At 65.4% G+C, this 24,841-nt stretch carries 20 protein-coding genes and 4 tRNA genes; 17 read left to right on the top strand and 7 right to left on the bottom strand.

Translation table 11 applies throughout. The annotated features are described in order from the left end of the window. Positions 1-25 precede the first annotated feature (25 nt). The 3 genes from WKW82_RS11675 to WKW82_RS11685 are packed head-to-tail and all read left to right on the top strand — an operon-like array spanning position 26 to position 2,528. Entirely contained in the window at positions 26-1,090 is a 1,065-nt protein-coding gene (locus WKW82_RS11675) for a branched-chain amino acid ABC transporter permease (RefSeq protein ID WP_340342466.1), read from the top strand. Next, positions 1,087-1,968 carry an alpha/beta fold hydrolase gene (locus tag WKW82_RS11680; RefSeq protein WP_340342467.1) on the top strand — a complete coding sequence of 294 codons (882 nt, stop codon included), beginning with the start codon at positions 1,087-1,089 and terminating at the stop codon, positions 1,966-1,968. Before WKW82_RS11675 ends, WKW82_RS11680 begins: the two co-directional genes overlap by 4 nt. Before the next feature lie 53 nt (positions 1,969-2,021). Further along, positions 2,022-2,528: a DUF1993 domain-containing protein gene (locus WKW82_RS11685; protein WP_340342468.1), complete on the top strand. Its 507-nt coding sequence runs from the start codon at positions 2,022-2,024 to the stop codon at positions 2,526-2,528. Here WKW82_RS11685 and WKW82_RS11690 read toward each other — a convergent pair. Both WKW82_RS11690 and hemH read right to left on the bottom strand, forming a co-directional pair. Further along, on the bottom strand, positions 2,510-2,770 hold the full coding sequence (locus WKW82_RS11690; RefSeq protein ID WP_340342469.1) for a hypothetical protein: 261 nt from the start codon (positions 2,768-2,770) through the stop codon (positions 2,510-2,512). The genes WKW82_RS11685 and WKW82_RS11690 overlap by 19 nt on opposite strands. Positions 2,771-2,903: 133 nt before the next feature. Continuing rightward, a complete protein-coding gene (gene hemH / locus WKW82_RS11695; RefSeq protein WP_340342470.1) occupies positions 2,904-3,935 on the bottom strand; it encodes a ferrochelatase in 1,032 nt (343 codons plus the stop codon). Between the two features lie 15 nt (positions 3,936-3,950). Here hemH and WKW82_RS11700 point away from each other — a divergent pair, with 15 nt between their 5' ends. Continuing rightward, positions 3,951-4,679, top strand: coding sequence for an HAD family hydrolase (locus tag WKW82_RS11700; protein ID WP_340342471.1), 729 nt, complete (start codon positions 3,951-3,953; stop codon positions 4,677-4,679). Positions 4,680-4,834: 155 nt separating this feature from the next. Here WKW82_RS11700 and hpnE read toward each other — a convergent pair whose 3' ends face one another. The 3 genes from hpnE to hpnC are packed head-to-tail and all read right to left on the bottom strand — an operon-like array spanning position 4,835 to position 7,902. Continuing rightward, the gene (gene hpnE / locus WKW82_RS11705) at positions 4,835-6,100 is read right to left on the bottom strand and encodes a hydroxysqualene dehydroxylase HpnE (RefSeq protein ID WP_340342472.1); all 1,266 of its coding nucleotides are present in this window, start codon (positions 6,098-6,100) and stop codon (positions 4,835-4,837) included. 58 nt (positions 6,101-6,158) lie between these two features. Next, positions 6,159-7,001 carry a presqualene diphosphate synthase HpnD gene (gene hpnD, locus WKW82_RS11710; protein WP_340342473.1) on the bottom strand — a complete coding sequence of 281 codons (843 nt, stop codon included), beginning with the start codon at positions 6,999-7,001 and terminating at the stop codon, positions 6,159-6,161. A 46-nt stretch (positions 7,002-7,047) separates the two neighbouring features. Beyond that, positions 7,048-7,902 (bottom strand): squalene synthase HpnC, encoded by an 855-nt coding sequence (hpnC, locus tag WKW82_RS11715; RefSeq protein ID WP_422823461.1) that lies wholly within the window; start codon positions 7,900-7,902, stop codon positions 7,048-7,050. A 108-nt stretch (positions 7,903-8,010) separates the two neighbouring features. On the opposite strand from hpnC, the gene WKW82_RS11720 reads away from it, so the two are divergent. The 13 genes from WKW82_RS11720 (at position 8,011) to WKW82_RS11780 (ending at position 23,175) form a co-directional block, all read left to right on the top strand. Next, complete coding sequence (locus WKW82_RS11720) at positions 8,011-9,855, top strand: potassium transporter Kup (RefSeq protein WP_340342826.1); 1,845 nt, start codon at positions 8,011-8,013, stop codon at positions 9,853-9,855. A 128-nt stretch (positions 9,856-9,983) separates the two neighbouring features. Continuing rightward, a complete protein-coding gene (locus WKW82_RS11725) occupies positions 9,984-11,162 on the top strand; it encodes an efflux RND transporter periplasmic adaptor subunit (protein WP_340342475.1) in 1,179 nt (392 codons plus the stop codon). A 140-nt stretch (positions 11,163-11,302) separates the two neighbouring features. After that, on the top strand, positions 11,303-14,488 hold the full coding sequence (locus WKW82_RS11730) for an efflux RND transporter permease subunit (protein ID WP_340342476.1): 3,186 nt from the start codon (positions 11,303-11,305) through the stop codon (positions 14,486-14,488). Between the two features lie 74 nt (positions 14,489-14,562). Beyond that, a tRNA-Leu gene (locus WKW82_RS11735) sits at positions 14,563-14,649 on the top strand. Between the two features lie 28 nt (positions 14,650-14,677). Next, a complete protein-coding gene (tig, locus tag WKW82_RS11740; protein WP_340342477.1) occupies positions 14,678-15,997 on the top strand; it encodes a trigger factor in 1,320 nt (439 codons plus the stop codon). A 113-nt stretch (positions 15,998-16,110) separates the two neighbouring features. Further along, positions 16,111-16,719, top strand: a complete 609-nt coding sequence (gene clpP / locus WKW82_RS11745; RefSeq protein WP_340336546.1) for an ATP-dependent Clp endopeptidase proteolytic subunit ClpP — start codon at positions 16,111-16,113, stop codon at positions 16,717-16,719. Positions 16,720-16,852: 133 nt separating this feature from the next. Then, on the top strand, positions 16,853-18,118 hold the full coding sequence (gene clpX, locus WKW82_RS11750) for an ATP-dependent Clp protease ATP-binding subunit ClpX (protein ID WP_340342478.1): 1,266 nt from the start codon (positions 16,853-16,855) through the stop codon (positions 18,116-18,118). Positions 18,119-18,244: 126 nt separating this feature from the next. Further along, on the top strand, positions 18,245-20,692 hold the full coding sequence (lon, locus tag WKW82_RS11755; RefSeq protein ID WP_340342479.1) for an endopeptidase La: 2,448 nt from the start codon (positions 18,245-18,247) through the stop codon (positions 20,690-20,692). A 53-nt stretch (positions 20,693-20,745) separates the two neighbouring features. Further along, a tRNA-Gly gene (locus WKW82_RS11760) sits at positions 20,746-20,821 on the top strand. A gap of 87 nt (positions 20,822-20,908) precedes the next feature. Next, positions 20,909-20,982, top strand: a tRNA-Cys gene (locus tag WKW82_RS11765). Positions 20,983-21,083: 101 nt separating this feature from the next. Beyond that, a tRNA-Leu gene (locus WKW82_RS11770) sits at positions 21,084-21,175 on the top strand. Between the two features lie 19 nt (positions 21,176-21,194). Continuing rightward, positions 21,195-21,827, top strand: a complete 633-nt coding sequence (locus WKW82_RS11775) for a DUF6806 family protein (RefSeq protein ID WP_340336543.1) — start codon at positions 21,195-21,197, stop codon at positions 21,825-21,827. Positions 21,828-21,861: 34 nt separating this feature from the next. Beyond that, positions 21,862-23,175, top strand: a complete 1,314-nt coding sequence (locus WKW82_RS11780) for an MFS transporter (protein WP_340342480.1) — start codon at positions 21,862-21,864, stop codon at positions 23,173-23,175. A 98-nt stretch (positions 23,176-23,273) separates the two neighbouring features. On the opposite strand, the gene WKW82_RS11785 is transcribed toward WKW82_RS11780, so the two are convergent. Both WKW82_RS11785 and murI read right to left on the bottom strand, forming a co-directional pair. After that, the gene (locus WKW82_RS11785; RefSeq protein ID WP_340342481.1) at positions 23,274-24,041 is read right to left on the bottom strand and encodes a PA3715 family protein; all 768 of its coding nucleotides are present in this window, start codon (positions 24,039-24,041) and stop codon (positions 23,274-23,276) included. A 17-nt stretch (positions 24,042-24,058) separates the two neighbouring features. After that, positions 24,059-24,838 carry a glutamate racemase gene (gene murI, locus WKW82_RS11790; protein ID WP_340342482.1) on the bottom strand — a complete coding sequence of 260 codons (780 nt, stop codon included), beginning with the start codon at positions 24,836-24,838 and terminating at the stop codon, positions 24,059-24,061. Positions 24,839-24,841: the final 3 nt, after the last annotated feature.

Here is a 24,841-nt window from a genome sequence, read left to right on the forward strand (position 1 = left end):
GTCCGCTCCCGCATTCCGGCCCCAAATGCTGAAAAGACTCTTCTCCCACGACTCGCCGCGCAGCCACCTGCTCGCCATGTTGCTGATCACGGTCGTGCTCGGCCTGGCCTTCGCGCCGTTCATCTTTCCCGGCGTCAAGGCGCTCAGCGTGGCGGCCAAGGTGCTGGTGTTCATCGTGCTGGTCGCGAGCTTCGACCTGTTGCTGGGCTACACCGGCATCGTGAGCTTCGCGCACACGATGTTCTTCGGCATCGGCGCCTATGGCATCGCGATCTCGGCCACGCGGCTGGGGGCAGGGTGGGGCGCGATGCTGGTCGGGCTGGGCGGTGCGCTCGTCGTCTCGCTGGTCCTGTCGTTCGCGATCGGCTTGTTCTCGTTGCGCGTGCGGGCGATCTTCTTCGCGATGATCACGCTGGCCGTGGCCTCGGCGTTCCAGACGCTGGCCTCGCAACTGTCTGACATCACGGGCGGCGAAGACGGCCTGACCTTCAAGCTGCCGGAGTTGATCTCGCCGAGCTTCGAGTTTTCCGACGAGCCCTTCCTCGGCGTCTCGCTCGACGGGCGCCTGCTCTGCTACTACCTGCTGTTCGTCGCCGCGGTGGTACTGGTGCTGGCCTTGCTGCGCATCGTCAACTCGCCCTTCGGCCGTGTGCTGCAGGCGATCCGCGAGAACGAGTTCCGTGCCGAGGCGATCGGCTACCGCGTGGTGGTCTACCGCACCACGGCGGCCGTGCTGTCGGCGCTGTTCGCCACCCTGGCCGGTGCCATGCTCGCGATCTGGCTCCGATACAACGGGCCGGATACGTCGCTGAGCTTCGAGATCATGGTGGACGTATTGCTCATCGTCGTGATCGGCGGCATGGGCAGCATCTACGGCGCGGTCATCGGCGCGACGCTGTTCGTGATCGCGCAGAGCTACCTGCAGGATCTGCTCAAGCTGGCCAACAGCGCCGCCAGCGACCTGCCGTGGCTGTCGGCCTTGCTGTCGCCGGACCGCTGGCTGCTGTGGCTCGGCGTGCTGTTCGTGCTTTCGGTTTATTACTTCCCGACCGGCATCGTCGGCCGGCTCCGCACTAGGGCTTTGCGATGAATCTTGCTGCACCGTCTTCCAACTATGTCCAGCTCGTCGGCCGCGAGATCCACTACATGGACTGGGGCCCGCGCGACGGCGAAGTCATCGTCGCCTGGCACGGCCTGGCGCGCACCGGCCGCGACATGGACGAGCTGGCGCAGCACTTTGCCGAACGCGGCTTTCGCGTGCTCTGCCCCGACACCATCGGCCGCGGCCTGAGCCAATGGAGCCCGGTGCCGGACGACGAATACCAGCTCTCCTTCTACGCCCGGATCGCCGATGCCTTCTGCGAGGCGCTGAACCTGGACCGCCTGCATTGGGTCGGCACATCGATGGGCGGCGCGATCGGCATGGTCTGCGCGTCGGGCCTGGCGCAAGCGCGCATGAAGCAGCGCATCCGCAGCCTGGTCATCAACGACACCGCGCCCGAAGTCGCGGCCTCCGCCATCGAGCGCATCCGCTCCTACGCCGGCAGCCCGCCCGCCTTCGACAGCGTGCTCGAACTCGAAGCCTTCTTCCGCACCGTCTACAAGCCCTACGGCTGGCTCAGCGATGCGCAATGGCGCCGTCTCACCGAGACCTCTACCCGCCGCCTGCCCGATGGCCGCGTCACGCCGCACTACGACCCGGCCATGGTGCGGCAGTTCATCGTCCACCCGGACGACTACCTCATCTGGAATCACTACGACGCGATCGAAACACCGGTGCTGTGCCTGCGCGGCGTGGACTCGGACCTGGTGCGGCGGGAGACGATCGTCGAGATGCACGGTCGCGGCCCGGGTGCGCGCGGAAGTCTGCAGGTGATCGAGGTGCCGGGCTGCGGCCATGCGCCGGCGCTGAACGTGCCTGGGCATCTGGAGCCGATCGAGGCTTTCATTCGCGCTGCGGCGAGCTGAGGGATTTTTGGGGCCACAATCTCGCGCCAAACACACAACAAGGAGATCTCCTCATGCCCCTCTCGATGTACGACGCGTCTGTCACCGTCTTCCAGCACAACCTGAACCAGCTCTCGCACCTGCTCGACAAGGGCCTGGCGCATGCCAACGCCACCGGCATCGACCCGGCCACGCTGATCGGCGCGCGCCTGGCGGAAGACATGCTGCCCTTGTCCAATCAGGTGCAGATCGCCAGCGACACGGCCAAGCTCGCCGCCGCACGCCTGACCGGCACCACTGCGCCTAGCTACGAAGACAACGAATCCACTTTCGAGGAGCTGAAGGCGCGCATCGCAAAGACGCGCGAGTGGCTCCAAGGCTTGTCACGCGAGGCCTTTGCCGCCAGCGAGGAACGTGCGGTCAGCTTCAAGGCCGGCCCGACGGAGCTGAGCTTCGTCGGCCAGTCCTATCTGCTGCACTTCGCGTTGCCGAACTTCTTCTTCCACGTCACCACCGCCTACGACATCCTTCGCCACAACGGCGTGCCGATTGGCAAGCGCGACTATCTCGGCCGGGCCTGAGGCTCGTAGACGGCGGGGGTGTACGGCAGCTTCGGCTCCTCGGCCGTCGCTGGTTGCAGCAGCACCCAGAGGATTCGGAGCTGACCCGCGAGCAGGCCGATGAGCATCAGGATGCCCAGCGTCCCGAAGTTCTGCCGAGCCCCCATGATCGCGTCATACAGCAGGGTCGCCACCGCGCCCAATGCGACGATGCAAGCGATCAACGACAGGGTGGTGGCGGCGAGCCTGAATGCGAGTTTCATGGGCATCGAGAATCACTTGCCTGCCGCAAGGGGTCAATGTGCCGATTGGCGCAATCCGTTGCACGATTGCGTCTCTCTTTCGGCATAGCCGGAGCGCTGCAAACGGCTTCTCCCGGTGCGCAGAGCTGACCCTTCACTCCGCGCCGGTGGGCCAGCCAAACAGGTTTCGTTCCGCGATCCCGGCCAGCGCGGTGATCCATGCGGGGTTGTCGTTGAGGCAGGGGATGTAGTGGAACGCCTTCCCGCCCGACTGCAGGAACGCATCCCGCCCTTCCATCGCGATTTCCTCCAGCGTCTCCAGGCAATCCGCCGGGAAACCCGGGCACATCACATCGACGCGGCCCACCCCCGCCGTGCCCAGCGCCCGCAGCGTCGGCTCGGTGTACGGCTCCAGCCACTTGGCACGGCCGAAGCGCGATTGAAAGGTCACGCGGTGCTGGTCGACCGCCAGTTGCAGCCGCTCCGCCAGCAGGCGCCCGGTTTCCAGGCACTGCGCCTGGTACGGATCGCCCAACTGCACGTTGCGCGCCGGAATGCCATGAAAGCTCATCACCAACTGGTCGGGCCGGCCGTGGTGCTTCCAGTGCGCCTCCACGCTGGCGGCCAGCGCCTCGATGTAGAGCGGGTCATCGTGGTACTGGTTGACGAAGCGGAACTCGGGCAGGCGGCGCACTTCGCGGCTCCAGTCGTTCACCGCATCGATCATGCTGGCCGTTGTGGTCGCTGAATACTGCGGATAGGCCTGCAGCACCAGCACGCGGGTCGCACCTTCGGCCTTCAGCGCATCGAGCTGCGCCGCGATCGATGGGTTGGCATAGCGCATCGCCTCCACCACCTTCACGCTATGGCCGCGTTCACCGAGCCAGCCGGTCAGCAGCACCGCTTGCTTCTGCGTCCAGGTCTTCAGCGGCGAACCTTCGGGCGTCCACACGCTGGCGTACTTGGCGGCCGACTTGGCCGGCCGCGTGCGCAGGATGATGCCGTGCAGGATCAGCGACCACAGGAGCTTGGGTATCTCGACCACGCGCGGGTCGCCCAGGAAGTCGGCGAGATAGGTGCGTACGGCACGGGCGGTCGGCTCGTCGGGCGAGCCAAGGTTGCACCAGAGCACGGCAACGCGCTCGTCGGCAGGAGAAACTGCAGGCGGTTCGGGGCGAAAAGGCATGGGGTATTCTGGCGCATGACCTCCGCGACCCTGGCCCCACCGCTCGATGTGAAGCGCATTGCGGGCATCTCCCTCGACCTCGACGACACCCTCTGGCCGATCTGGCCCACCATCGAATACGCTGAGAGCACGCTGCACAAGTGGCTGGAAGCGGAAGCGCCCAAGACCGCGGCCTTGCTGCTCACGCCGGGCGTGATGCGCGAACTGCGCGAGGCCACTGAAAAGGAGCGCTCGGATCTGGCGCACGACATGAGCCTGATGCGCCTGGAGTCGATCCGTGCGGCCCTGAAGCGCGCGGGCGAGGACCCGACGCTGGCCGAGCCGGCCTTCGACGCCTTCTTCGCCGCGCGCCAGCGGGTCAAGCTCTACGACGATGCACTTCCCGCGCTGCAATGGCTCAGCGAGCGCTATCCGCTGGTCGCCGTTTCCAACGGCAATGCCGATATCCATCTCACCGGGGTGGGGCGCTGGTTCCGCACCGCGTTCAGCGCGCGGTCCTTCGGCAGCGGCAAGCCGCAGGCGCCGATCTTCCGTGCGGCCGCTGCGTCGATCGGGCTGCTGCCGCGCGATGTGCTGCACGTCGGCGACGACGCGGAACTCGACGTGGTTGGTGCGCTCAATGCCGGCATGCAGGCAGCCTGGCTGGTGCGCGACGAGCGCCCTTGGGTGCACGGCATGCATCCGCAGCTGATCGTGCCGAACCTGCATGCGCTGTGCGCGGCGTTGGAGCCTGACGCGAACTGAATGGGGCAGGGCGGAGCGAGGATCGAGGACACCGGGTATTCCCCTCCGCGAATGTCCCCCGGCCTTTCGGCCTCCTCCTTTATTTCGCTGCGGGGAACACCCGATGCCCTCGATCCAGCACAGGCTGCGTCGTGCCTGAAGTTGAAGCGCTGCGTTCAGGAAGCCGATACGGCAGCGATGGCAGCCAGCACTGCACCTTCCAGCGTCGCGGGGTAGGGCCCTTCGACGTAGTCTCCGCACGCGATCAGGCCGGGTGCAATGGCCATGGGCGGGCGCTGGAGGCCGGGCGTGCAGGCGAAAGTCGCCCGCTTGTCGATGACGGTCTGCAGCACGCGCGGATCGGCGCAGCCCAGTTGCTCGGCGGCCTGCGCGCAGACCCGGGCCTCCAGCGCGGCGCGCTCGGTTCCGCTGGCACTCACCACCATGGCCCAGACGCCTTCATCGCCGCAGAGTTGCGAGCGGTCGAACACGAACTGCGCGGGTGCATTCCGCGTCGAGCGCAGTGCGAGCATGGGCTCCGGCAGGCGGTGCCCGCCTTCGATGTAGATCGTCGCGATGGCTTCGAAGCGCAGCGCGCGGGCCTCGCCGCACCAGTCGCTGTTGCCGACCCCGCTGCCCTCCACGAGCCGTGCGGCTTCGCCCGGCGGGCAAGCGAGCAGGACCGTATCGAAGCCTTCACCGTCGACCTGCCAACCGCCTGCCGTCGACGCGATGGCCTGCACACGATGGCCGATGGCGATGCGGCCACCGTGTTCGCCGATCCAGCGGGCTGCGGCATCGGGAAACAACGCGCCCAAGTCCTGTCGCGGCAGCAGCAGGTTCGAGCCGCCACTGATGCCGAACATCGCATCGCGCAACACACGCAGGAAGACCTGCCCGCTGGCCTGCGCCGTCGGCGTGTTGAGCGCGGACACGCACAGCGGATCGATCATCTCGTCGCGCACGCGCGGCGTGAGGGTGGTGCACAGGTCCGCGACGGACAGGGCCGCATCGCAGCGAAAGCCCGCTCGCTGCCAGCCTGTGGCGACGCGTAGCAGGGCGAACTTGTCGCGCCACGACCAGCCGCGCACCCGGAGGATGCCGACCAACGCATCGATCGGTGCGGGCACCTTCGGCAAGCGCAGGCCGTTGCCATCCGGGAACACCATCGCCAATGGTGTGCGCAGTAGCGCTGCGTCGACATCGATGCCCACTTGCCGCATCAACCGCAAGGTCTGCGCATAAGCGCCGATCATGATGTGTTGGCCGCTGTCGAGCGTGATGGGTGTGCCGTCGCCGCGCCTCGCCTGTACGGCGCGTGCGCGGCCACCAAGGGTGTGGGCGGTTTCGAAGACGCTGACGGTGTGGCCGGCGGCAGTGGCTTCGACCGCGGCTGCGAGGCCGGCCCACCCGGCACCGATGATGGCGATGTGCCTTGTCATCGGCGCTTGCCCTCACCCCAGCCCTCTCCCGCTTGCGGGAGAGGGAGGAAAAACCGGGTCACATCCGGCCCAGAGCTTGCACCCGCCATGCGAGCCACAGCTTGCGCACGGGCGTCAGGCTCACGCGCTGGTTCAGCACCTGGAAGTCGTCGCTCTCGATCTCGCGCAGCAGCGTGCGGTAGATGCTGGCCATCATCAGGCCGGGCTTCTGCGTGCGCCGGTCGGCGGGTGGCAGCAGCGCCAGCGCCTCGTCGTAGGCCACATGCGCCCGCGCGGCCTGGAACTTCATCAGCGCGACGAAGCGCTCGGAGTACACGCGGTTGAGCAACTCGTGCGCCTTCACGTCGAACCGCTGCAATTCGTTCACCGGCAGGTAGATGCGACCGCGCATCGCGTCCTCGCCCACGTCCCGAATGATGTTGGTCAGTTGCAGCGCCAGGCCAAGCTTGTGCGCGTACTCGGTCGTGCCCGATTCGGTCTGGCCGAAGATGCGCGCCGCCACCTCGCCAACCACGCCGGCCACCAGGTGGCAGTACTGCGCAAGGTTCGGAAACGCGAGGTAGCGCGTCTGCTCCAGGTCCATCTGGCAGCCGTCGATGACCTGCTGCAGTTGACTCGCCTCGATGCCGAATTCGGCGGCGCAGGGCATCAGCGCCTTCATCACCGGATGGCTCGGCTGGCCGGCGAAGGCCTGGGCCACCTCGGTGCGCCACCAGGCGAGCTTGGTGGCCGCGACGCCCGGATCGCGCACTTCGTCGACCACATCGTCGACCTCGCGGCAGAAGGCATAGAAGGCCGTGATCGCCGCGCGGCGCGGCTTGGGCAGGAACAGGAAGGCGTAGTAGAAGCTGCTGCCCGATGCGGCGGCTTTTTGCTGGACATATTGCTCGGGCGTGGTCATCGTGAATCCGGAATCATTGCCCTCAATTGTCAACGACGCGCGGCGCTCACATCATCATCGCGCGCCAGGCCAGCAGCGGCGCATCGGTCGCGCCGACAGTCGGGCGGTTGCGCAGCGTGTCGAAGTCCAGCGCCTCGATCTTGTCGAGGATGCGCAGCCCGCCTTGAACCACGAGCCGCAGCTCCCAGCCCATGCGGCCCGGCACGCGGTGCACCAGCGGCGCGCCTTGGTCCATCAGCTCGCGCGCCCAGGCGACCTCGGACGCGATCAGCTTCTTCATGGCTTGCGATGGCGGCGTGGAAGACGACGACTTGTACGCCTTGAGCTTGCCCGGCTTCACCCGATGCGCCGCGCAATCGGCCAGCGGAAAGTAGAAGCGGCCACGCGGCAAATCCACGCTCGGGTCCTGCCAGAAATTGATGAGCTGCAGGGACGTGCAGATCGCGTCGCTGCGTGCCTGCGACTCGGGCTCATGGATGTCGAACAGATGCAGCATCAGCCGCCCGACCGGATTGGCCGAGCGTGAGCAATAGTCGAGGAGTTGGGTGCGGTCGATGTAGTCGGTGCCGTCGCGGGATTTCTCGATGTCCTGTGCAAAGGCCGACAGCAGGGCGGCCAGCAGCGGCTCCGGCAGTGCGAAGTCGTGCATGGCCTTGGACAACGGGCCGAATACTTCGGGCCACCGGGCCGATACTTTGCTGCCACGCGCCACGGCGCGCAGGTCGGTGCGGTAGGCCTTCAGTTGCGCGAGGCGTTCGTCGGCGGAGACATCGCCTTCGTCCGCGATGTCATCGGCCGTGCGCGCGAAGCCGTAGATGGCCGTGATAGGGGGCCGCAGCCGTGGTGGACACAGCAGCGAAGCGACAGGGAAGTTTTCGTAATGTTCAGCCACGCGGCGCATTGTCGGGCACGCCTGTGCCATCCTTGCAAGATGACGATCACCTCCGCGACCACGCCGAATTCACCCGGTGGCCACCACGCGGCCCATGCCGGCGGATCGCTGGGCGTGATGGTCGCGGCCCTGGGCGTCGTCTTCGGCGATATCGGTACCTCGCCGCTCTACGCCTTCAAGGAAACGTTGAACCCGGAGCACGGCGTAGCCTTCACGCCCGATGCCGTGCTGGGCCTGCTGTCGTTGATCTTCTGGGGCTTGATGGTGGTGGTCACGCTCAAGTACGTGATCTTCGTGCTGCGTGCCGACTATGACGGCGAAGGCGGCATCCTGGCCCTGCAGGCGCTCGCACGGCGCTCGGTGCGGGGCCCCAGCACGCCAACCCGGATGTGGCGCTTCCTCGGCCTCCTGGGATTGATCGGCTCGGCGATGTTCTACGGCGACAGCCTGATCACGCCCGCCATTTCGGTGCTGTCGGCCGTCGAGGGCCTGGAGGTCGAGGCCCATGCACTCAAGCCCTTCATCATCCCGATCACCATGGCCATCCTGGTGGTCTTGTTCGCGGTGCAGCGCCATGGCACGCATGTGGTCGGCAAGGTGTTCGGGCCGGTCATGTTGCTGTGGTTCGCGGTGCTCGGCCTGGCCGGATTGCTGCAGGTGCTGAAGCAGCCGCAGGTGCTGGCGGCGCTCGATCCGTCGCGGGCGGTCGGGTTCCTGGTGACGCACCGGGCCCAGTCGCTGGCCGTGCTCGGGGCGGTGTTCCTGGCCTTCACCGGCGGCGAGGCGCTCTATGCCGACATGGGGCACTTCGGCGCCCGGCCGATCCGGCTCGCCTGGCTCTTCATCGCGATGCCGGGGCTGGTGCTCAACTACTTCGGCCAGGGTGCGCTGGTGCTCGGCAATCCGGCCGCCATCGACAACCCCTTCTTCCGCATGTTCGCGTCCTGGGCCGTGCTGCCGATGGTGGCGCTGGCCGCGATGGCCACGGTGATCGCGTCGCAGGCCGTGATCTCGGGGGCCTTCTCGCTCACCGCGCAGGCCATGCGCATGGGCTACCTGCCGCGCATGCGCGTGGTGCAGACCTCCGGCACGGCCATCGGGCAGGTCTATGTGCCCGCCATCAACTGGCTGCTGATGGTGGGCGTGTTGCTGCTGGTGGTGGGTTTCGGCAGTTCCAGCGCGCTGTCGGCCGCGTACGGTATCGCGGTGTCGATCACGATGGTTGCCACCACCTTGCTGGCGAGCGTGGTGGCCTACAAGCTGTGGCGCTGGAACCGCCTGGCGGTGATCGTCGGCGCCAGCGTCTTCGCGGTGATCGACCTGACTTTCGTGGTGGCCAACAGCCTCAAGGTGGCGCAGGGCGGATGGCTGACGCTGGCGGTCGCGGCGATCGTGATGGTGCTGTTCAGCACCTGGGCCAAGGGCCGCCGCCTCGGCCTGAAGGCAGCCGAAGCCCACCAGCTGCCGCTGGAGCCCTTCATCGAATCGCTGGCCGGCCAGATGCCGCACCGGGTCAGCGGCACCGCCGTGTTCCTGAACGCTGATGCGCGTTCGGTACCGCACGCACTGCTGCACAACCTCAAGCACAACCAGGTGCTGCACACACAGGTGATCGTGCTGGTGGTGCTTTCGAGCCCCACGCCGCGCGTCGATGCCGTCGACCGGATCCAGGCGCGGGACCTCGGCCACGGCATCTGGGCGGTGACCGCCAACCACGGCTTCATGGAGCGACCCGACGTGCCGGAATTCATCCGCATCTTCGCGTACCAGAAGGGGCTGGCCTGCGAGGCGATGAGCACGTCCTACTTCACCTCGCGCGCTTCCGTCACTGCAGCGCAACTGCCAGGCATGAACCCGGTGCGGCAGGCGCTTTTCGGCTGGCTGCAGCGCAATGCGGGCAGGGCGTCGGACTACTTCGAACTGCCGGGGAATCGGCTGGTGGAGATGGGGCAGCGGAACTGAGGTCGTTCACACAGCCGTTGGGCGCTGCGTCGTTTCGCGATCGTTGTCATTGACAAGGATTCGCGTTTACCCTAAATTACTAACCGCTCGGTCAGTAACTGGACCGCTCCATCTCTGAGGGTGTTTCCATGACCGTGACCGTTCCGCGCAACTTTCCAACCCTCCCCGTCAAGGCTCTCGCGCTGCTGCTGACCGCTGCCGTATTGGTCGCATGCCACAAGCCCGTCGCCACCGAGGAGCCGATCCGCGCCGTCAAGGTCATGACCGTCGGCGCCAGCGCCTTCGGGACCGAGCCCGAGTTCTCCGCGGAGGTCAAGCCGCGCGTCGAATCGCGCCTGGGCTTCCGCGTGGCGGGCAAGATCACCAAGCGCCAGGCCGAGATCGGCCAGCAGGTGAAGGCGGGCCAGGTGCTGGCCCAGCTCGATCCGCAGGACTACCGACTCGCCGCCGAAGCGGCGCGTGCCCAACTGGCCGCGGCCACCACCAATCGCGACCTGGCGGCGGCCCATCTCAAGCGCTACAAGGAACTGCGCGATCAGAACTTCATCAGCGGCGCCGATCTGGAGAACCGCGAGAACACCTTCAAGGCTGCGCAAGCCCAGTTCGAGCAGGCGCAGGCGCAACTTTCGTCGCAAGGCAACCAGGCCAGCTACACCACGCTGGTGGCCGATGTGTCCGGCGTGGTCACGGCCATCGAGGCCGAGCCGGGGCAGGTCGTCACGGCCGGCATGCCGGTGGTGCGCATTGCGCAGGACGGCGCCCGGGACGTTGTGTTTGCCGTGCCGGAAGACCGTGCGGGATTGGTCAAGGTCGGCTCCCCGGTCGCGGTGCGGGGGTGGTCGGACCAACGCGAGATCGACGGCGCGGTGCGCGAGGTTGCCGCCAGCGCCGACCCGGTGACGCGGACCTACACGGTGAAAGTCGCCATCGACGCCGCGAAATCCCCCCCGCTCGGCAGCACTGTCTACGCGCGTCCGAAGTCGCTCTCGCATGGTGGCGCGGCGGTGATGAAGTTGCCGACCAGCGCGCTGCGCCAGGACGGCTTGAACAGCGCGGTCTGGGTGCTCGACAAGAGCACGATGACGGTGCGCTCGCAGCCGGTGCAACTCGCCACCGCCGATGGCAACGAAGCCGTGGTCGCGGGCGGCCTCACGCCGGGCATGATGGTGGTTGTGGCGGGCGTGCATGTGCTGCAGCCGAACCAGAAGGTCACGCTCTATGAGCCCAAGGTGATATCGGCACCCGCCGCGCCTTCGCAGCGGGAAGCGAAGGCGCTCGACCCGTTGGCTGCGGGTGCCGCACGATGAGCGCGGCTGGCGAACAAGGCTCGCCTCTTCCCGGCGGGCAGCGAGACCGCGAAGTGCTGGGCGCGGAAGCATCGATGAATGCCGCGCCGAGCCAACCTGAAGCAAGCTCGCACCCCCTTGAGGGGCAGGGTGGCCATCTGATGTCCAGCGTGGAGACGGCAAGCCCCGCGAGCCCCGGCAAACCCGGCTTCAACCTCTCCAGGTGGGCCCTCGACCACGGCCCGCTCACGCGCTATCTGATGCTGGTGCTGATGCTGCTGGGCTTCGCGTCGTACTTCCAGCTCGGCCAGGACGAAGACCCGCCCTTCACCTTCCGCGCGATGGTGGTGCGTACGTACTGGCCCGGCGCCACCGCGCAGCAGGTGGCCGAGCAGGTCACGGACAAGCTCGAGAAGACGCTGCAGGAAGTCCCCTTCGCCGACCGCATCCGCAGCTATTCCAAGCCCGGCGAGTCGCAGATCATCCTCACCATCAAGGACTCCTCGAAGCCCGCCGACGTTTCCAACGTCTGGTACACGGTGCGCAAGAAGATCGGCGACATGCGCTACACCTTGCCCGGCACCATCCAGGGCCCGTTCTTCAACGACGAGTTCGGCGATGTCTACGGCGTGATCTACGCGCTGGAAAGCGACGGCTTCAGCTACGCCGAGCTCAAGGACTTCGCCGACGACGTGCGCCAGCAACTGTTGCGCGTAAAGGACGTGGCCAAGGTCGACCAGTTCGGCGTGCAGGACGAGAAGATCTGGATCGAGGTCTCGCAGAAGCGCCTCGCCCAACTCGGCCTCGACTTCAATGCCGTGCTGGCCCAGCTCGGCGCGCAGAACGCGGTGGAAAGCGCCGGCACCATCCAGTCGCCGAACGACGTCTTGCAAGTGCGCGTCGGCGGCCAGTTCACCAGCGTCGAGCAACTGCGCGCGATGCCGATCCGCGGCAGTTCCGGCAGCCTGCTCAAGCTCGGCGACATCGCCGAGGTCAAGCGCGGCTACGTCGATCCGCCCGCCGTCAAGATGCACTACCAGGGCGAGGAGGTGATCGGCCTCGGCATCTCGATGGCCAAGGGTGGCGACATCATCGCGCTGGGCAAGGCCTTGCGCATTGCCACCGCCGACATCCAGAAGCGCCTGCCGGCCGGCGTGCAATTGGCCCAGGTGCAGGACCAGCCGGTGGCCGTGTCGCGCTCGGTCAACGAGTTCGTCGGCACGCTGATCGAGGCGGTGGTGATCGTGCTCGGCGTGAGCTTCATTTCGCTCGGCCTGCACAAGGGCAGCAAGCAGGGCTGGACGCGCTTCACTGGCGGCTGGTATGTCGACCTGCGCCCGGGTTTGGTGGTGGCCATCACCATCCCGCTCGTGCTCGCCGTCACCTTCCTAGCGATGAACTACTTCGGCATCGGCCTGCACAAGATCTCGCTGGGGTCGCTGATCATCGCGCTCGGCCTGCTCGTGGACGACGCGATCATTGCCGTCGAGATGATGGTGCGCAAGATGGAGGAGGGCTACGACAAGGTCCGCGCCGCCACCTTCGCCTATGAAGTGACGGCCATGCCGATGCTCACCGGCACGCTGATCACCGCGGCCGGCTTCCTGCCGATCGGCCTGGCCAAGTCGCAGGTCGGCGAATACACCTTCGCGATCTTCGGCGTGACGGTGGTGGCGCTGGTGCTTTCGTGGATCGTCTCGGTGTACTTCGTGCCCTACCTCGGCACCGTGCTGCTCAAGATCAAGCCGCACGATCCTGAAGCGCCGCCGCACGAGCTGTTCGACACGCCGTTCTACAACAGCTTCCGGCGCGCGGTGAACTGGTGCGTGACGCACCGCTGGATCACCATCGGCGCGACCGTGCTGATCTTCGGCCTGGGCATCTTCGGCATGGGCAAGGTGCAACAGCAGTTCTTCCCCGATTCGAGCCGGCCGGAACTCATGGTCGAGATCTGGTTTCCGGAAGGCACCTCCTTCGCGGCCAACGAAGAAGTGACAAAGCGCGTCGAGCGCCGCTTCATGGAGGAAGCCGGCGTGAGCTCGGTCGCCACCTGGGTCGGCTCTGGCGCGCCGCGCTTCTACCTGCCGCTCGACCAGGTGTTCCCGCAGACCAACGTGTCGCAGTTCATCGTGCTGGCCCGCGACCTGAAGGAGCGCGAGGCGCTGCGCGTGAAGGTTCCCGCGCTGCTGGCCAGTGAATTCCCCGAGGTGCGAGGCCGCGTGAAGCTGCTGCCCAACGGCCCGCCGGTCACCTACCCGGTGCAGTTCCGCGTGACCGGCACCGACCCGACCCAACTGCGCGCGCGCGCCGACGAGGTCAAGGCGGCCCTGCGCGCGAACGACCACATGCGCGGCGTCAACGACAACTGGAACGAGTCCGTCAAGGTCATCCGCCTCGAAGTCGACCAGGCCAAGGCGCGCGCGCTCGGCATCACCAGCCAGGCGATCGCCCAGGCCTCGCGCACCATGTTCACCGGCACCCCCGTCGGCCAGTACCGCGAGAGCGACCGGCTCATCGACATCGTGCTGCGCCAGTCGCCCGACGAGCGCGAAGCCATCTCCGACATCGGCAACGCCTACCTGCCCACCGCGTCGGGCCGCTCGATCCCGTTGACGCAGATCGCCAAGCCGGTCTTCACCTGGGAGCCCGGCGTGATGTGGCGGGAGAACCGCGACTACGCCATCACCGTGCAGGGCGACATCGTCGAGGGCCTGCAAGGCGCGACGGTCACCAACGAACTGCTGCCCAAGCTGCGCGAGCTGGAAGCCAAGTGGCATGCCGACGGCCAGGTCAACTACCGCATCGCCGTGGCCGGCGCTGTGGAGGAGAGCAGCAAGGGCTCCTCGTCCATCGTGGCCGGCGTGCCGATCATGCTGTTCCTGGTCTTCACGCTCTTGATGCTTCAACTGCACAGCTTCAGCCGCTCGTTGCTGGTGTTCATCACCGGGCCGCTCGGCATCGCGGGCGTGGCCGGTGCGCTGCTGCTGCTCGACCGGCCTTTCGGCTTCGTCGCGCTGCTGGGCGTGATCGCGCTCATGGGCATGATCCAGCGCAATTCGGTGATCCTGATCGACCAGATCGAAAGCGACCGTCGTGCCGGCGTGCCGGCCTGGGATGCGATCGTCGAATCGGCCGTGCGCCGGCTGCGCCCCATCGTGCTGACGGCCGCCGCCGCGGTGCTGGCGATGATCCCGCTGTCGCGCAGCGTCTTCTGGGGCCCGATGGCCGTGGCGATCATGGGCGGCCTCATCGTGGCCACGGTTCTGACGCTGCTGGCGCTGCCCGCAATGTACGCCGCGGCGTTTCGCATCAAGCGCGAGCCGAAAGCGGGTTCCGTTCCAGTTTAAAATGCGCAGTTGACCGATTTCGAGCGGGTGGTCTGCTTTCAGGACCGCCCGTTTTTCGTTGATTTCATCGGACCGCGCGGGTGGCGAAATTGGTAGACGCACCAGGTTTAGGTCCTGACGTTCGCAAGAACGTGCCGGTTCGAGTCCGGCCCCGCGCACCAGCTCCAAACTCCTTTTGAGGAACAAAAAATGACCGTGACTGTTGAGACCCTCGAAAAGCTCGAGCGCAAGATCACGCTGACCCTGCCGGTCGGCTCCATCCAGAACGAAGTCGATTCGCGCCTCAAGAAGCTCGCGCGCACCGTCAAGATGGACGGCTTCCGTCCGGGCAAGGTGCCGATGAACGTCGTGGCCCAGCGATACGGCTATTCGGTGCACTACGAGGTCATGAACGACAAGGTCGGCGAAGCCTTCTCGCAAGCCGCCAACGAAGCGAAGCTCCGCGTCGCCGGCCAGCCCCGCATCACGGAAAAGGAAGAAGCACCTGAAGGCCAACTCGCCTTCGACGCCGTCTTCGAAGTGTTCCCCGAGGTCAAGATCAACGACCTGTCCGGCGCCACCGTCGAACGCCTCACGGCCGACGTCAGCGACGAAGCCATCGACAAGACCCTCGACATCCTGCGCAAGCAACGCCGCACTTTCGCCCAACGCGCGATGGACGCGCAAGCCCAGGACAGCGACCGCGTGACGGTCGACTTCGAAGGCAAGATCGACGGCGAAACCTTCCAGGGCGGCAAGGCCGAGGACTTCCAGTTCATCGTCGGCGAAGGCCAGATGCTCAAGGAATTCGAAGATGCCGTGCGCGGCCTGAAGAACGGCGACAGCCGCACCTTCCCGCTGTCCTTCCCGGCCGACTACCACGGCAAGGACGTGGCCGGCAAGCAAGCCGACTTCATGGTCACCGTGAAGAAGATCGAGTCGACCAACCTGCCCGAAGTCAACGAGCAACTCGCCAAGTCGCTCGGCATTGCCGAAGCCACGGTCGAAGGCCTGCGCGCCGACATCAAGCGCAACCTCGAGCGCGAAGTGAAGTTCCGCCTGCTGGCCAGGAACAAGACCGCCGTCATGGACGCGCTGATCGCCAATGCCGAACTCGACCTGCCCAAGGCCAGCGTACAGCAGGAAGTCCAGCGCATGGTCGAAGGCGCCCGTGCCGAACTCAAGCAGCGCGGCATCAAGGACGCCGACAAGGCCCCGATCCCCGAAGAGATCTTCCAGTCGCAAGCCGAACGCCGCGTGCGCCTCGGCCTGGTGGTCGCCGAACTGGTGCGTGCCAACAACCTGCAAGCCAAGCCGGAGCAGATCAAGGCCCACATCGACGAACTCGCCGCCAGCTACGAAAAGCCGCAAGACGTCGTCCGCTGGTATTTCAGCGACAACAACCGCTTGGCCGAAGTCGAATCGGTGGTCATTGAAAACAACGTGACCGATTTCGTGCTGGGCACGGCGCAGGTCGCTGACAAGGCTGTCTCGTTCGACGAACTGATGGCGCAGCAGCAACAAGGCTGATCGCCAGCTGACCGATACTGCACGATCGGGCGGGCTTGTAACTGCGCAGGCCCACCCCATTTGCACCGTGCCGGCATCCGCTGGCAAGGTCAAGCACTGAACGGAGCATTTTCATGAGCGCACTGGACACTAAAGCTCTCGGCATGGTGCCGATGGTGATCGAGCAATCGGGCCGCGGCGAGCGGTCCTATGACATCTATTCGCGCTTGCTGAAGGAGCGCGTGATTTTCCTGGTCGGCGAGGTCAACGACCAGACGGCCAATCTCGTGGTGGCGCAGTTGCTGTTCCTCGAGAGCGAAAACCCGGACAAGGACATCTCGTTCTACATCAATTCCCCGGGCGGCAGCGTGAGCGCCGGCATGGCGATCTACGACACCATGCAGTTCATCAAGCCGGCCGTGTCGACGCTGTGCATCGGCTTCGCGGCCAGCATGGGCGCCTTCCTGCTGGCGGCGGGTGAAAAGGGCAAGCGCTTCTCGCTGCCCAATTCGAAGATCATGATCCACCAGGTGCTCGGCGGCGCTCGCGGCCAGGCCACGGACATCGAGATCCATGCCCGTGACATTTTGAAGACGCGCGAGCAAATGAACAAAATCCTAGCCGAACGCACCGGCCAGAGCTTTGAGAAAATTGCCCGCGACACCGAACGCGACTATTTCCTGACGGCCGACGAGTCCAAGGAATACGGGCTCATCGACCAGGTGATTTCCAAGCGCAGCTGATCGCAGCTGCAAAGCGCTGCGGCGCCAGTACCGCGCCAGGGGCGCGTATTCGAGCAACAACGGCGTTTGCCCACACGGGGAACGCCGTTTTTGTTTCGCTATCATTGTTAAATTCCAGTTACGAGGCACCTTCATGGCCGAGAAAAAAGGCTCCTCCAGCGAAAAGACGCTTTACTGCTCGTTCTGCGGGAAGAGCCAGCACGAGGTCAAGAAGCTGATCGCCGGTCCGTCGGTGTTCATCTGCGACGAATGCATCGACCTGTGCAACGAGATCATTCGCGATGAATTGCCGGCCGGCGAGGAAGCGCGCGACGCCCGCAACGACCTGCCGACGCCGCTCGAAATCAAGGCCAACCTCGACAACTACGTGATCGGCCAGGAGCCGGCCAAGCGCATGCTCGCGGTGGCGGTCTACAACCACTACAAGCGCCTGCGCCACAAGGAAAAGGCCAAGGGCGACGACGTCGAACTCAGCAAGAGCAACATCCTGCTGATCGGCCCCACGGGCTCGGGTAAGACGCTGCTCGCGCAGACGCTCGCACGCATGCTCGACGTGCCTTTCGTGATGGCCGACGCCACCACGCTGACCGAAGCCGGCTATGTCGGCGAAGACGTCGAGAACATCATCCAGAAGCTGCTGCAAAGCTGCAACTACGAGGTCGAGCGCGCCCAGCGCGGCATCGTCTACATCGACGAAATCGACAAGATCTCGCGCAAGTCAGACAACCCCTCGATCACGCGCGACGTGTCGGGCGAGGGCGTGCAGCAGGCGCTGTTGAAGCTCATCGAAGGCACCATGGCCAGCGTGCCGCCGCAGGGCGGTCGCAAGCATCCGAACCAGGACTTCCTGCAGATCGACACGACCAACATCCTGTTCATCTGCGGCGGCGCGTTCGCGGGGCTGGAGAAGGTCATCGAGAACCGCACGGAAGCCTCGGGCATCGGCTTTGGCGCATCGGTGCGCAGCAAGCAGCAGCGCAGCGTCACGGAAGTGTTCCGCGAGGTCGAGCCGGAAGACCTGATCAAGTTCGGCTTGATTCCCGAATTGGTGGGTCGTATGCCGGTCGTTGCATCGCTGGCTGAACTCAGCGAAGACGCGCTGGTGCAGATCCTGACCGAACCCAAGAACGCCGTCGTCAAGCAGTTCACCAAGCTGTTGCAGATGGAAGGCGTGGACTTGGAGATCCGCCCCGCCGCTTTGAAGGCCATCGCCCGCAAGGCGCTGGCCCGCAAGACCGGCGCGCGCGGCCTGCGTTCCATCCTCGAACAGTCGCTGATCGACACGATGTTCGAACTGCCGAATGCCACCAACGTCGACAAGGTCGTGGTCGAGGAATCGACCATCGACGAAAGCAAGCCACCGTTGCTCGTCTACCGCGAGGCGGCCAAAAAGGCATAGGTGGCCGCGGTCCTCACGCCGACCTTTCACACGCCAACCGGCGTGTGCCCCACATTGAACGCGCCGCGCGGGCTTGAAATCCGCGCGGCGCGTTCCATCTTTGCCTGACACATCAAGAGGATTCGCATGTCCGGTCACACACCCCTGCCACCTGAAGCCATCGATCTGCCGCTGCTGCCGCTGCGGGATGTCGTGGTGTTCCCCCACATGGTGATTCCGCTGTTCGTCGGCCGCGCCAAGAGCATCAAGGCGCTGGAACTCGCGATGGAAGCCGAGCGCCGCATCATGCTGGTCGCGCAAAAAGCCGCGGCCAAGGACGAGCCTGCCGTCGAAGACATGTTCGAAGTCGGCTGCGTCTCGACCATCCTGCAGATGCTCAAGCTGCCCGATGGCACGGTCAAGGTGCTGGTCGAAGGCCAGCAGCGCGCCCGCGTCAACCGCATCGACGATGGCGAGACCCACTTCTCGGCCAACGTGAGCCCGATCGGCGGTGAAGGCGCCGCGCAGACCGGCACCGAGATCGAAGCACTGCGTCGCGCCGTGATGCAGCAGTTCGACCAGTATGTGAAGCTCAACAAGAAGATCCCGCCGGAGATCCTCACGTCCATCTCCAGCATCGATGATCCGGGCCGCCTGGCCGACACGATCGCCGCGCACCTGCCGCTCAAGCTCGACAACAAGCAGTCGGTGCTGGACTTGGCCGACGTCAAGGCGCGGCTGGAAAACCTGTTCGGCCAGCTGGAGCGTGAAGTCGACATCCTCAACGTCGACAAGAAGATCCGTGGCCGTGTGAAGCGCCAGATGGAGAAGAACCAGCGCGACTTCTACCTCAACGAACAGGTCAAGGCGATCCAGAAGGAGCTTGGCGAAGGCGAAGAGGGCGCGGACATCGAGGAGATCGAGAAGAAGATCAAGCTTGCCAAGATGCCGAAGGACGCGCTCAAGAAGGCCGAGAGCGAACTCAAGAAGCTCAAGCTGATGTCGCCGATGTCGGCCGAAGCGACCGTCGTGCGCAACTACATCGACGTGCTGGTCGGCCTGCCGTGGAGCAAGAAGACCAAGATCAAGCACGACCTGGCGCATGCCGAGGAAGTGCTCAACGAGGACCACTATGGCCTCGACAAGGTCAAGGACCGCATCCTGGAATACCTCGCGGTGCAGCAACGCGTCGACAAGGTGAAGGCGCCGATCTTGTGCCTGGTCGGGCCTCCGGGCGTGGGCAAGACCTCGCTGGGCCAGTCGATCGCCAAGGCGACCGGCCGCAAGTACACCCGCATGGCGCTGGGCGGCATGCGTGACGAGGCCGAGATCCGCGGCCATCGCCGCACCTACATCGGCGCGCTGCCGGGCAAGGTGCTGCAGAGCCTGAACAAGGTCGGCACGCGCAATCCGCTGTTCCTGCTGGACGAGATCGACAAGCTCGGCACGGACTTCCGTGGTGACCCGTCGAGCGCGCTGCTGGAAGTGCTGGACCCCGAACAGAACCACACCTTCGGGGACCATTACGTCGAGGTCGATTTCGACCTCAGCGACGTGATGTTCGTGGCGACGTCGAATTCGATGAACATTCCGCCGGCGCTGCTGGATCGGATGGAAGTCATCCGCCTGGCCGGCTACACGGAAGACGAGAAGACGCACATCGCGCTGAAGTACCTGCTGCCCAAGCAGCTGAAGAACAACGGCGTGAAGGAAGGCGAACTGCTGGTCACCGAGGAAGCGGTGCGCGACATCGTGCGCTACTACACCCGTGAAGCCGGCGTGCGTTCGCTCGAGCGCGAGCTGTCCAAGATCTGCCGCAAGGTGGTGAAGGGCCTGCTGCTGAAGAAGATGACGCCGCAGGTCACGGTCAACGGCGAGAACCTCAACGACTTCCTGGGCGTGCGCAAGTACACCTTCGGCCGTGCCGAGAAGCAGAACCAGGTCGGCCAGGTGGTCGGCCTCGCATGGACCGAAGTCGGCGGCGACCTGCTGACGATCGAGGCCGTGACCATGCCGGGCAAGGGCGTCATCAGCCGCACGGGTTCGCTCGGTGACGTGATGAAGGAATCGGTCGAGGCTGCACGCACGGTGGTGCGCAGCCGTTCGCGCCGCCTCGGCATCAAGGACGAGATGTTCGAGAAGCGCGACATTCACATCCACGTGCCCGATGGCGCAACGCCGAAGGACGGCCCGAGCGCGGGCGCGGCGATGACGACGGCCTTCGTGTCGGCGCTCACCGGCATCCCGGTGCGGGCCGACGTCGCGATGACCGGCGAGATCACCTTGCGCGGTGAAGTCACGGCCATCGGCGGCCTGAAGGAAAAGCTGCTTGCGGCCCTGCGTGGCGGCATCAAGACGGTGCTGATCCCAGAGGAGAACGCGAAGGACTTGCAGGACATTCCCGAGAACGTGAAGAACGGCCTCGAGATCATCCCGGTCAAGTGGATCGACAAGGTGCTGGAGATCGCGCTCGAGAAGACGCCGACGCCGCTGTCCGACGAAGAAGTGGCCGCATCCGCAGCCGCCGTCGCCGAATTGGCCAAGCAACGTGCGGCCGTGCAGCCCGCGGAAGATTCGTCTTCCGTGAAACATTGAACGGGATGTTTGCCAAGCCTCGAAAAACCGGTATATAATTCGAGGCTCGAAACGCGGGAATAGCTCAGTTGGTAGAGCGCAACCTTGCCAAGGTTGAGGTCGAGAGTTCGAGACTCTTTTCCCGCTCCAGTTTTGAAAAAGGGAAGCAACCGCTTCCCTTTTTTTCGACCGCCAATCGACGACGAGTCGGCGGGGTCGAATGTCAGTATCAAGCGTGGCGCGTTAGCAAATCGGTTATGCAACGGATTGCAAATCCGTCTAGTCCAGTTCGACTCTGGAACGCGCCTCCACCTCTTGGTCATCGTTCGCGAGAGACCGATTCGACAGCCTCATCAACTTCGTTGGCGAGGCTGTTTTTGTTTGGGTTATCTTCGACGCATTGACCTCCATCGCCCGGGTGGTGAAACTGGTAGACACATCGGACTTAAAATCCGCCGCTTCCTGAAAAGGGGCATGCCGGTTCGATTCCGGCCCCGGGCACCAACTTACAAGGGAGCAAGACATGCCTCGCTACAACGCTCCGTTCGAAATACACGTGCACGGCGATGTGCCGCTGCGCGCCGACGTCAGCTTCGACCAGATCCAGGAGGCCCTGCGCCCGCTCTGGAAATACGCCGGCGCCAAGTCGCTGGCCGATGGCGCTACCAGCGCCTATGAAGAAGAGCCCGGCATCCGCTTCGACCAGAAGGAGCACATGCTGACGATGTGCTGGACCGTCCCCGGTGATGAAGACTTCCGCCAGGAACTCGACGAGATGTGCATGGCGCTCAACGAGTTGGCCGAGCAGGGCGCGGCCATCGAGATCACCTTCTACGACACCGACTACGACGAGGAAGAAGGCGACGCCGACGAAGAATCGCGCGACGACTTCATCATGCTCTTCGTCGGCCCGAACCCGGCCGCGATCATGCAGGTGCAACGCGACCTGCTCGTGGAAGACGTGGTCGCGCTGATGGAGCGCCACTTCGACGGCTCGGAACTCGGCGGCGTGGTCGGCGAAATCGACAAGCTGTTCGGCGATCGCTTCGACGCGCTGGTCAGTTCGCTCGAAATCGGCAAGCGTCCGCGCGGCAGCGGTGGTGCGCCGGGTGCGGGGGGTCATGGCGGCGGTCGCCGTCCGCGCCACCTCCACTGAGCCGGTTCCTGCGTAGAACTACCCAAGACAACGCTTGGCGCTGTTTCCTTCATCGGCCTTGAACGCTGGCGTGCGAAAGCGCGAGGTGTTCGGCTGGGCGATGTACGACTTCGCCAACTCCGGCTACACGACGGTCGTCATCACGGCGGTGTTCGCCGCCTACTTCGTGGGTGGCCTGGCGAAGGGCGCAGCCTGGGGCGCTTTCGCGTGGACGTTGTCCCTGAGCATTGCCTACGCGATCGTGATGTTCACGATGCCGATGATCGGCGCCTGGGCCGATCTGCGCGCGGCCAAGAAGCGGGTGCTGATGCTGGCGACGGCGGGTTGCGTCCTCAGTACCGCCGCGCTTGCACTGACGCCGCGTCTCTCCGGCATGGAAGCGGTCGCGATGGCGATGCTGTTGGTCGTCGTGTCCAACACCTTCTACTCGTATGGCGAATCGCTGACCGGCGCCTTCCTGCCGGAACTGGCCACCGCCGACGGCATGGGCAAGGTCAGCGGGTGGGGCTGGGCCTTTGGCTACATCGGCGGCATGCTGACGCTGGGCCTGTGCCTGGCCTATGTGCTGTGGGCACAGTCGCAGGGTTTGCCGGCCTCGCACTTCGTGTCGGTGACGATGCTGGTGACCGCGCTGATGTACGGTCTGGCGGCGTGCGTGACTTTTGCGTTGCTGCCCGAGCGCGCCAAGCCGGCGGCCGCTTCCGGTCGCGTCTCGTGGAGCGACTCCTGGCGCCAGCTGCGTCGCACTTTCGACCAGGCGCGCGCCTTCTCCGACTTCATGTGGCTGCTGGCCTGCACGGTGGCCTACCAAGGCGGCGTGGCGGTGGCGATCACGCTCGCCGCGATCTATGCGGAGCAGGTGATCGGATTCAAGCCGCAGGAGACGATGGTTCTGATCTTCGCGTTGAACCTGGCCGCGGCGATCGGTGCGTTCAGCTTCGGCTACCTGCAGGACCGCATCGGCCACAAGATCTCGCTGTCGATGACCTTGGTGGCATGGATGGCGGTGTGCATCATCGCCGGTTCGGTCACGACCAAGGGCGGCTTCTGGGGTGCCGCGGCGATTGCCGGGCTGGCGATGGGCTCCAGCCAATCGGCGGGGCGCGCCATGGCGGGCGTCCTGGCACCCCCGCAGCAACTTGCTGAATTCTTCGGGCTGTGGAGCTTTGCGACGCGACTGGCCAGCATCATCGGGCCCTTGAGCTATGGCGCCATCACCTGGATGACCGGTGGCAACCAGCGCATTGCAATCTTTGCGACCACGGGCTTGTTCATTGCCGGCCTGTTGCTGCTGCTGCCGATCGACATGCGACGTGGTCGCGCCGCCGCCCTTGGCGCTGCGCGCTGATACGGCTTCGCAATCAGGCGCACAACTGCGTTGGATTGCCGTGCTACAGCACTGTCAGCGGCTCTCCGCCTTGTTCTGCGCCTGATTGCGAAGTCGGATTACTCGGTTCGCAGCGCCTTGGGAATCGGGTAGCGTTCGCCGTCGTAGTGCAACGTGAAAGTGCGCAGCTTCACGGGCAACGCCTTCTCGATGCATTCGCCGCTTTCTTGCCACTCGGCGCGGTTTTCGGTCTGGGTGCGATGCACGACCAGGTCGGCGAAGCCTTCGCTGACTCCCTGGCCGACCGCCAGCGTACCGCGCACCTGCTCAAAGTGGCCGGTACAGGTGGCGTCCCATTCGCCGCCGTCCATGTCCAGTTCGATCTCGTCAAGCACCTTCCGAACCTTCGTGCCCTGCGCCACGTAGAGCTGCAGCGTCTCGCTGGAGTAGGGGTTCACCCGCGACGCACCGCGGTAGCGGATGCGGATGCCGAAGGCGCGCGTATTGGCCGCGAGCGTGTAGCGCCCGGTATCGATGCGGATGTCCTGGATGGTGATGGCGTCCTCGGTCAGTGCATTGGGCTCGAAGGCGCGGGCGAGGATCGTGTCGCGTTCTGTGTTGCCGTTGTCGGGTCGTTGGATGACGAGCACTTCCACGTCGTAGCTGGTCACGCCCGGCTCGGAGGACGGACGCGGCATCGGTAGCACCACGATGCTGCGGCCCGGGTATGCGGGCCAGGGCTTGCAGGCGGCGCGCTCCTCATCGAGGTGCCGGTCGGGATTCAGCTTGGCATGCATGCGCTCGGCCAGCCCGTTCTCGCACGCAGCCTGCACCCCGAGGGTGGGCAGGGCAAGCAGCAATGCCGCAGCGATTCGGGTGGGGCGCACGGTCGTCCTGGAGAGCGTCAGCAGGCCAGCACCGCGGGTTGGCGGAGCCAGCGCGCTGCGGCGGCAGCCAGTGCCTCCTGGGCGCCGCTGGATTCGAGCACGGTGGCGATGTTGTCATCGCGTTCTTCGGTCAAGGCGTGTGCGGCGGTCAGCAGGCGTCGCGTCTGCAGCGCCACGGGCGCGCCGGTGTCGATGAAACGCACAGCCTGCCCCGCATGGCGCCGCAGTTCGTCGGTCACGAAGGGGTAGTGGGTGCAACCGAGTACCACGGTGTCGATTTGATCCGGCGCAGTGCCGAAGCGGCCAGCGGCGTGCATGTAGCGGGCGCACAGTTCGGCGATTTCCGCGGTGTTCGACGTCTCGATCGCCGCTGCCAGACCATCGCAAGGCACCAGGTTGAAAGTCGCCTGGGCCACCAGGCTGGCGTGCAGCTTCCTGAACTTCAGGCTGTCGAGGGTGCCGCGCGTCGCGAGCACGCCGATGTTCCTGGTGGTACTTGTTGCCACTGCGGGTTTCAGGGCGGGCTCTACGCCCACGACTGGAAGGGCAGGGTACGTCGCCCGCACGAGGTGAATGGCGGCGGCGGTCGCGGTGTTGCACGCTACGACCAGTGCCTTGATCCGGTGCCGCTCGATCAGGTCGACCGCGATAGCCAGCGTGCGCTGCGTGACGAAGGCGTCGCCGCGCTCGCCGTAGGGCGCGTTTGCCGTGTCGGCGAAGTACACGAAGCGCTCGTGCGGCAATTCGGCGCGAAGCGCATTGAGGACGCTCAATCCGCCGACGCCGCTGTCGAACACGCC

The sequence above is a fragment of the Variovorax rhizosphaerae genome (assembly GCF_037889975.1).
Lineage (GTDB): Bacteria > Pseudomonadota > Gammaproteobacteria > Burkholderiales > Burkholderiaceae_C > Variovorax > Variovorax rhizosphaerae.

Excerpts from the sequence above, each read along its gene's own strand:
- clpP (WP_340336546.1), top strand. The coding sequence starts at position 16,111 with ATGAGCGCACTGGACACTAAAGCTCTCGGCATGGTGCCGATGGTGATC.
- WKW82_RS11720 (WP_340342826.1), top strand. The coding sequence starts at position 8,011 with ATGGTCGCGGCCCTGGGCGTCGTCTTCGGCGATATCGGTACCTCGCCG.
- WKW82_RS11680 (WP_340342467.1), top strand. The coding sequence starts at position 1,087 with ATGAATCTTGCTGCACCGTCTTCCAACTATGTCCAGCTCGTCGGCCGC.
- WKW82_RS11675 (WP_340342466.1), top strand. The coding sequence starts at position 26 with ATGCTGAAAAGACTCTTCTCCCACGACTCGCCGCGCAGCCACCTGCTC.
- tig (WP_340342477.1), top strand. The coding sequence starts at position 14,678 with ATGACCGTGACTGTTGAGACCCTCGAAAAGCTCGAGCGCAAGATCACG.
- lon (WP_340342479.1), top strand. The coding sequence starts at position 18,245 with ATGTCCGGTCACACACCCCTGCCACCTGAAGCCATCGATCTGCCGCTG.
- hpnD (WP_340342473.1), bottom strand. The coding sequence starts at position 7,001 with ATGACCACGCCCGAGCAATATGTCCAGCAAAAAGCCGCCGCATCGGGC.
- WKW82_RS11700 (WP_340342471.1), top strand. The coding sequence starts at position 3,951 with ATGACCTCCGCGACCCTGGCCCCACCGCTCGATGTGAAGCGCATTGCG.
- WKW82_RS11690 (WP_340342469.1), bottom strand. The coding sequence starts at position 2,770 with ATGAAACTCGCATTCAGGCTCGCCGCCACCACCCTGTCGTTGATCGCT.
- hemH (WP_340342470.1), bottom strand. The coding sequence starts at position 3,935 with ATGCCTTTTCGCCCCGAACCGCCTGCAGTTTCTCCTGCCGACGAGCGC.
- hpnC (WP_422823461.1), bottom strand. The coding sequence starts at position 7,902 with ATGCGCCGCGTGGCTGAACATTACGAAAACTTCCCTGTCGCTTCGCTG.
- WKW82_RS11725 (WP_340342475.1), top strand. The coding sequence starts at position 9,984 with ATGACCGTGACCGTTCCGCGCAACTTTCCAACCCTCCCCGTCAAGGCT.
- hpnE (WP_340342472.1), bottom strand. The coding sequence starts at position 6,100 with ATGACAAGGCACATCGCCATCATCGGTGCCGGGTGGGCCGGCCTCGCA.
- WKW82_RS11685 (WP_340342468.1), top strand. The coding sequence starts at position 2,022 with ATGCCCCTCTCGATGTACGACGCGTCTGTCACCGTCTTCCAGCACAAC.
- WKW82_RS11730 (WP_340342476.1), top strand. The coding sequence starts at position 11,303 with ATGTCCAGCGTGGAGACGGCAAGCCCCGCGAGCCCCGGCAAACCCGGC.
- clpX (WP_340342478.1), top strand. The coding sequence starts at position 16,853 with ATGGCCGAGAAAAAAGGCTCCTCCAGCGAAAAGACGCTTTACTGCTCG.
- WKW82_RS11775 (WP_340336543.1), top strand. The coding sequence starts at position 21,195 with ATGCCTCGCTACAACGCTCCGTTCGAAATACACGTGCACGGCGATGTG.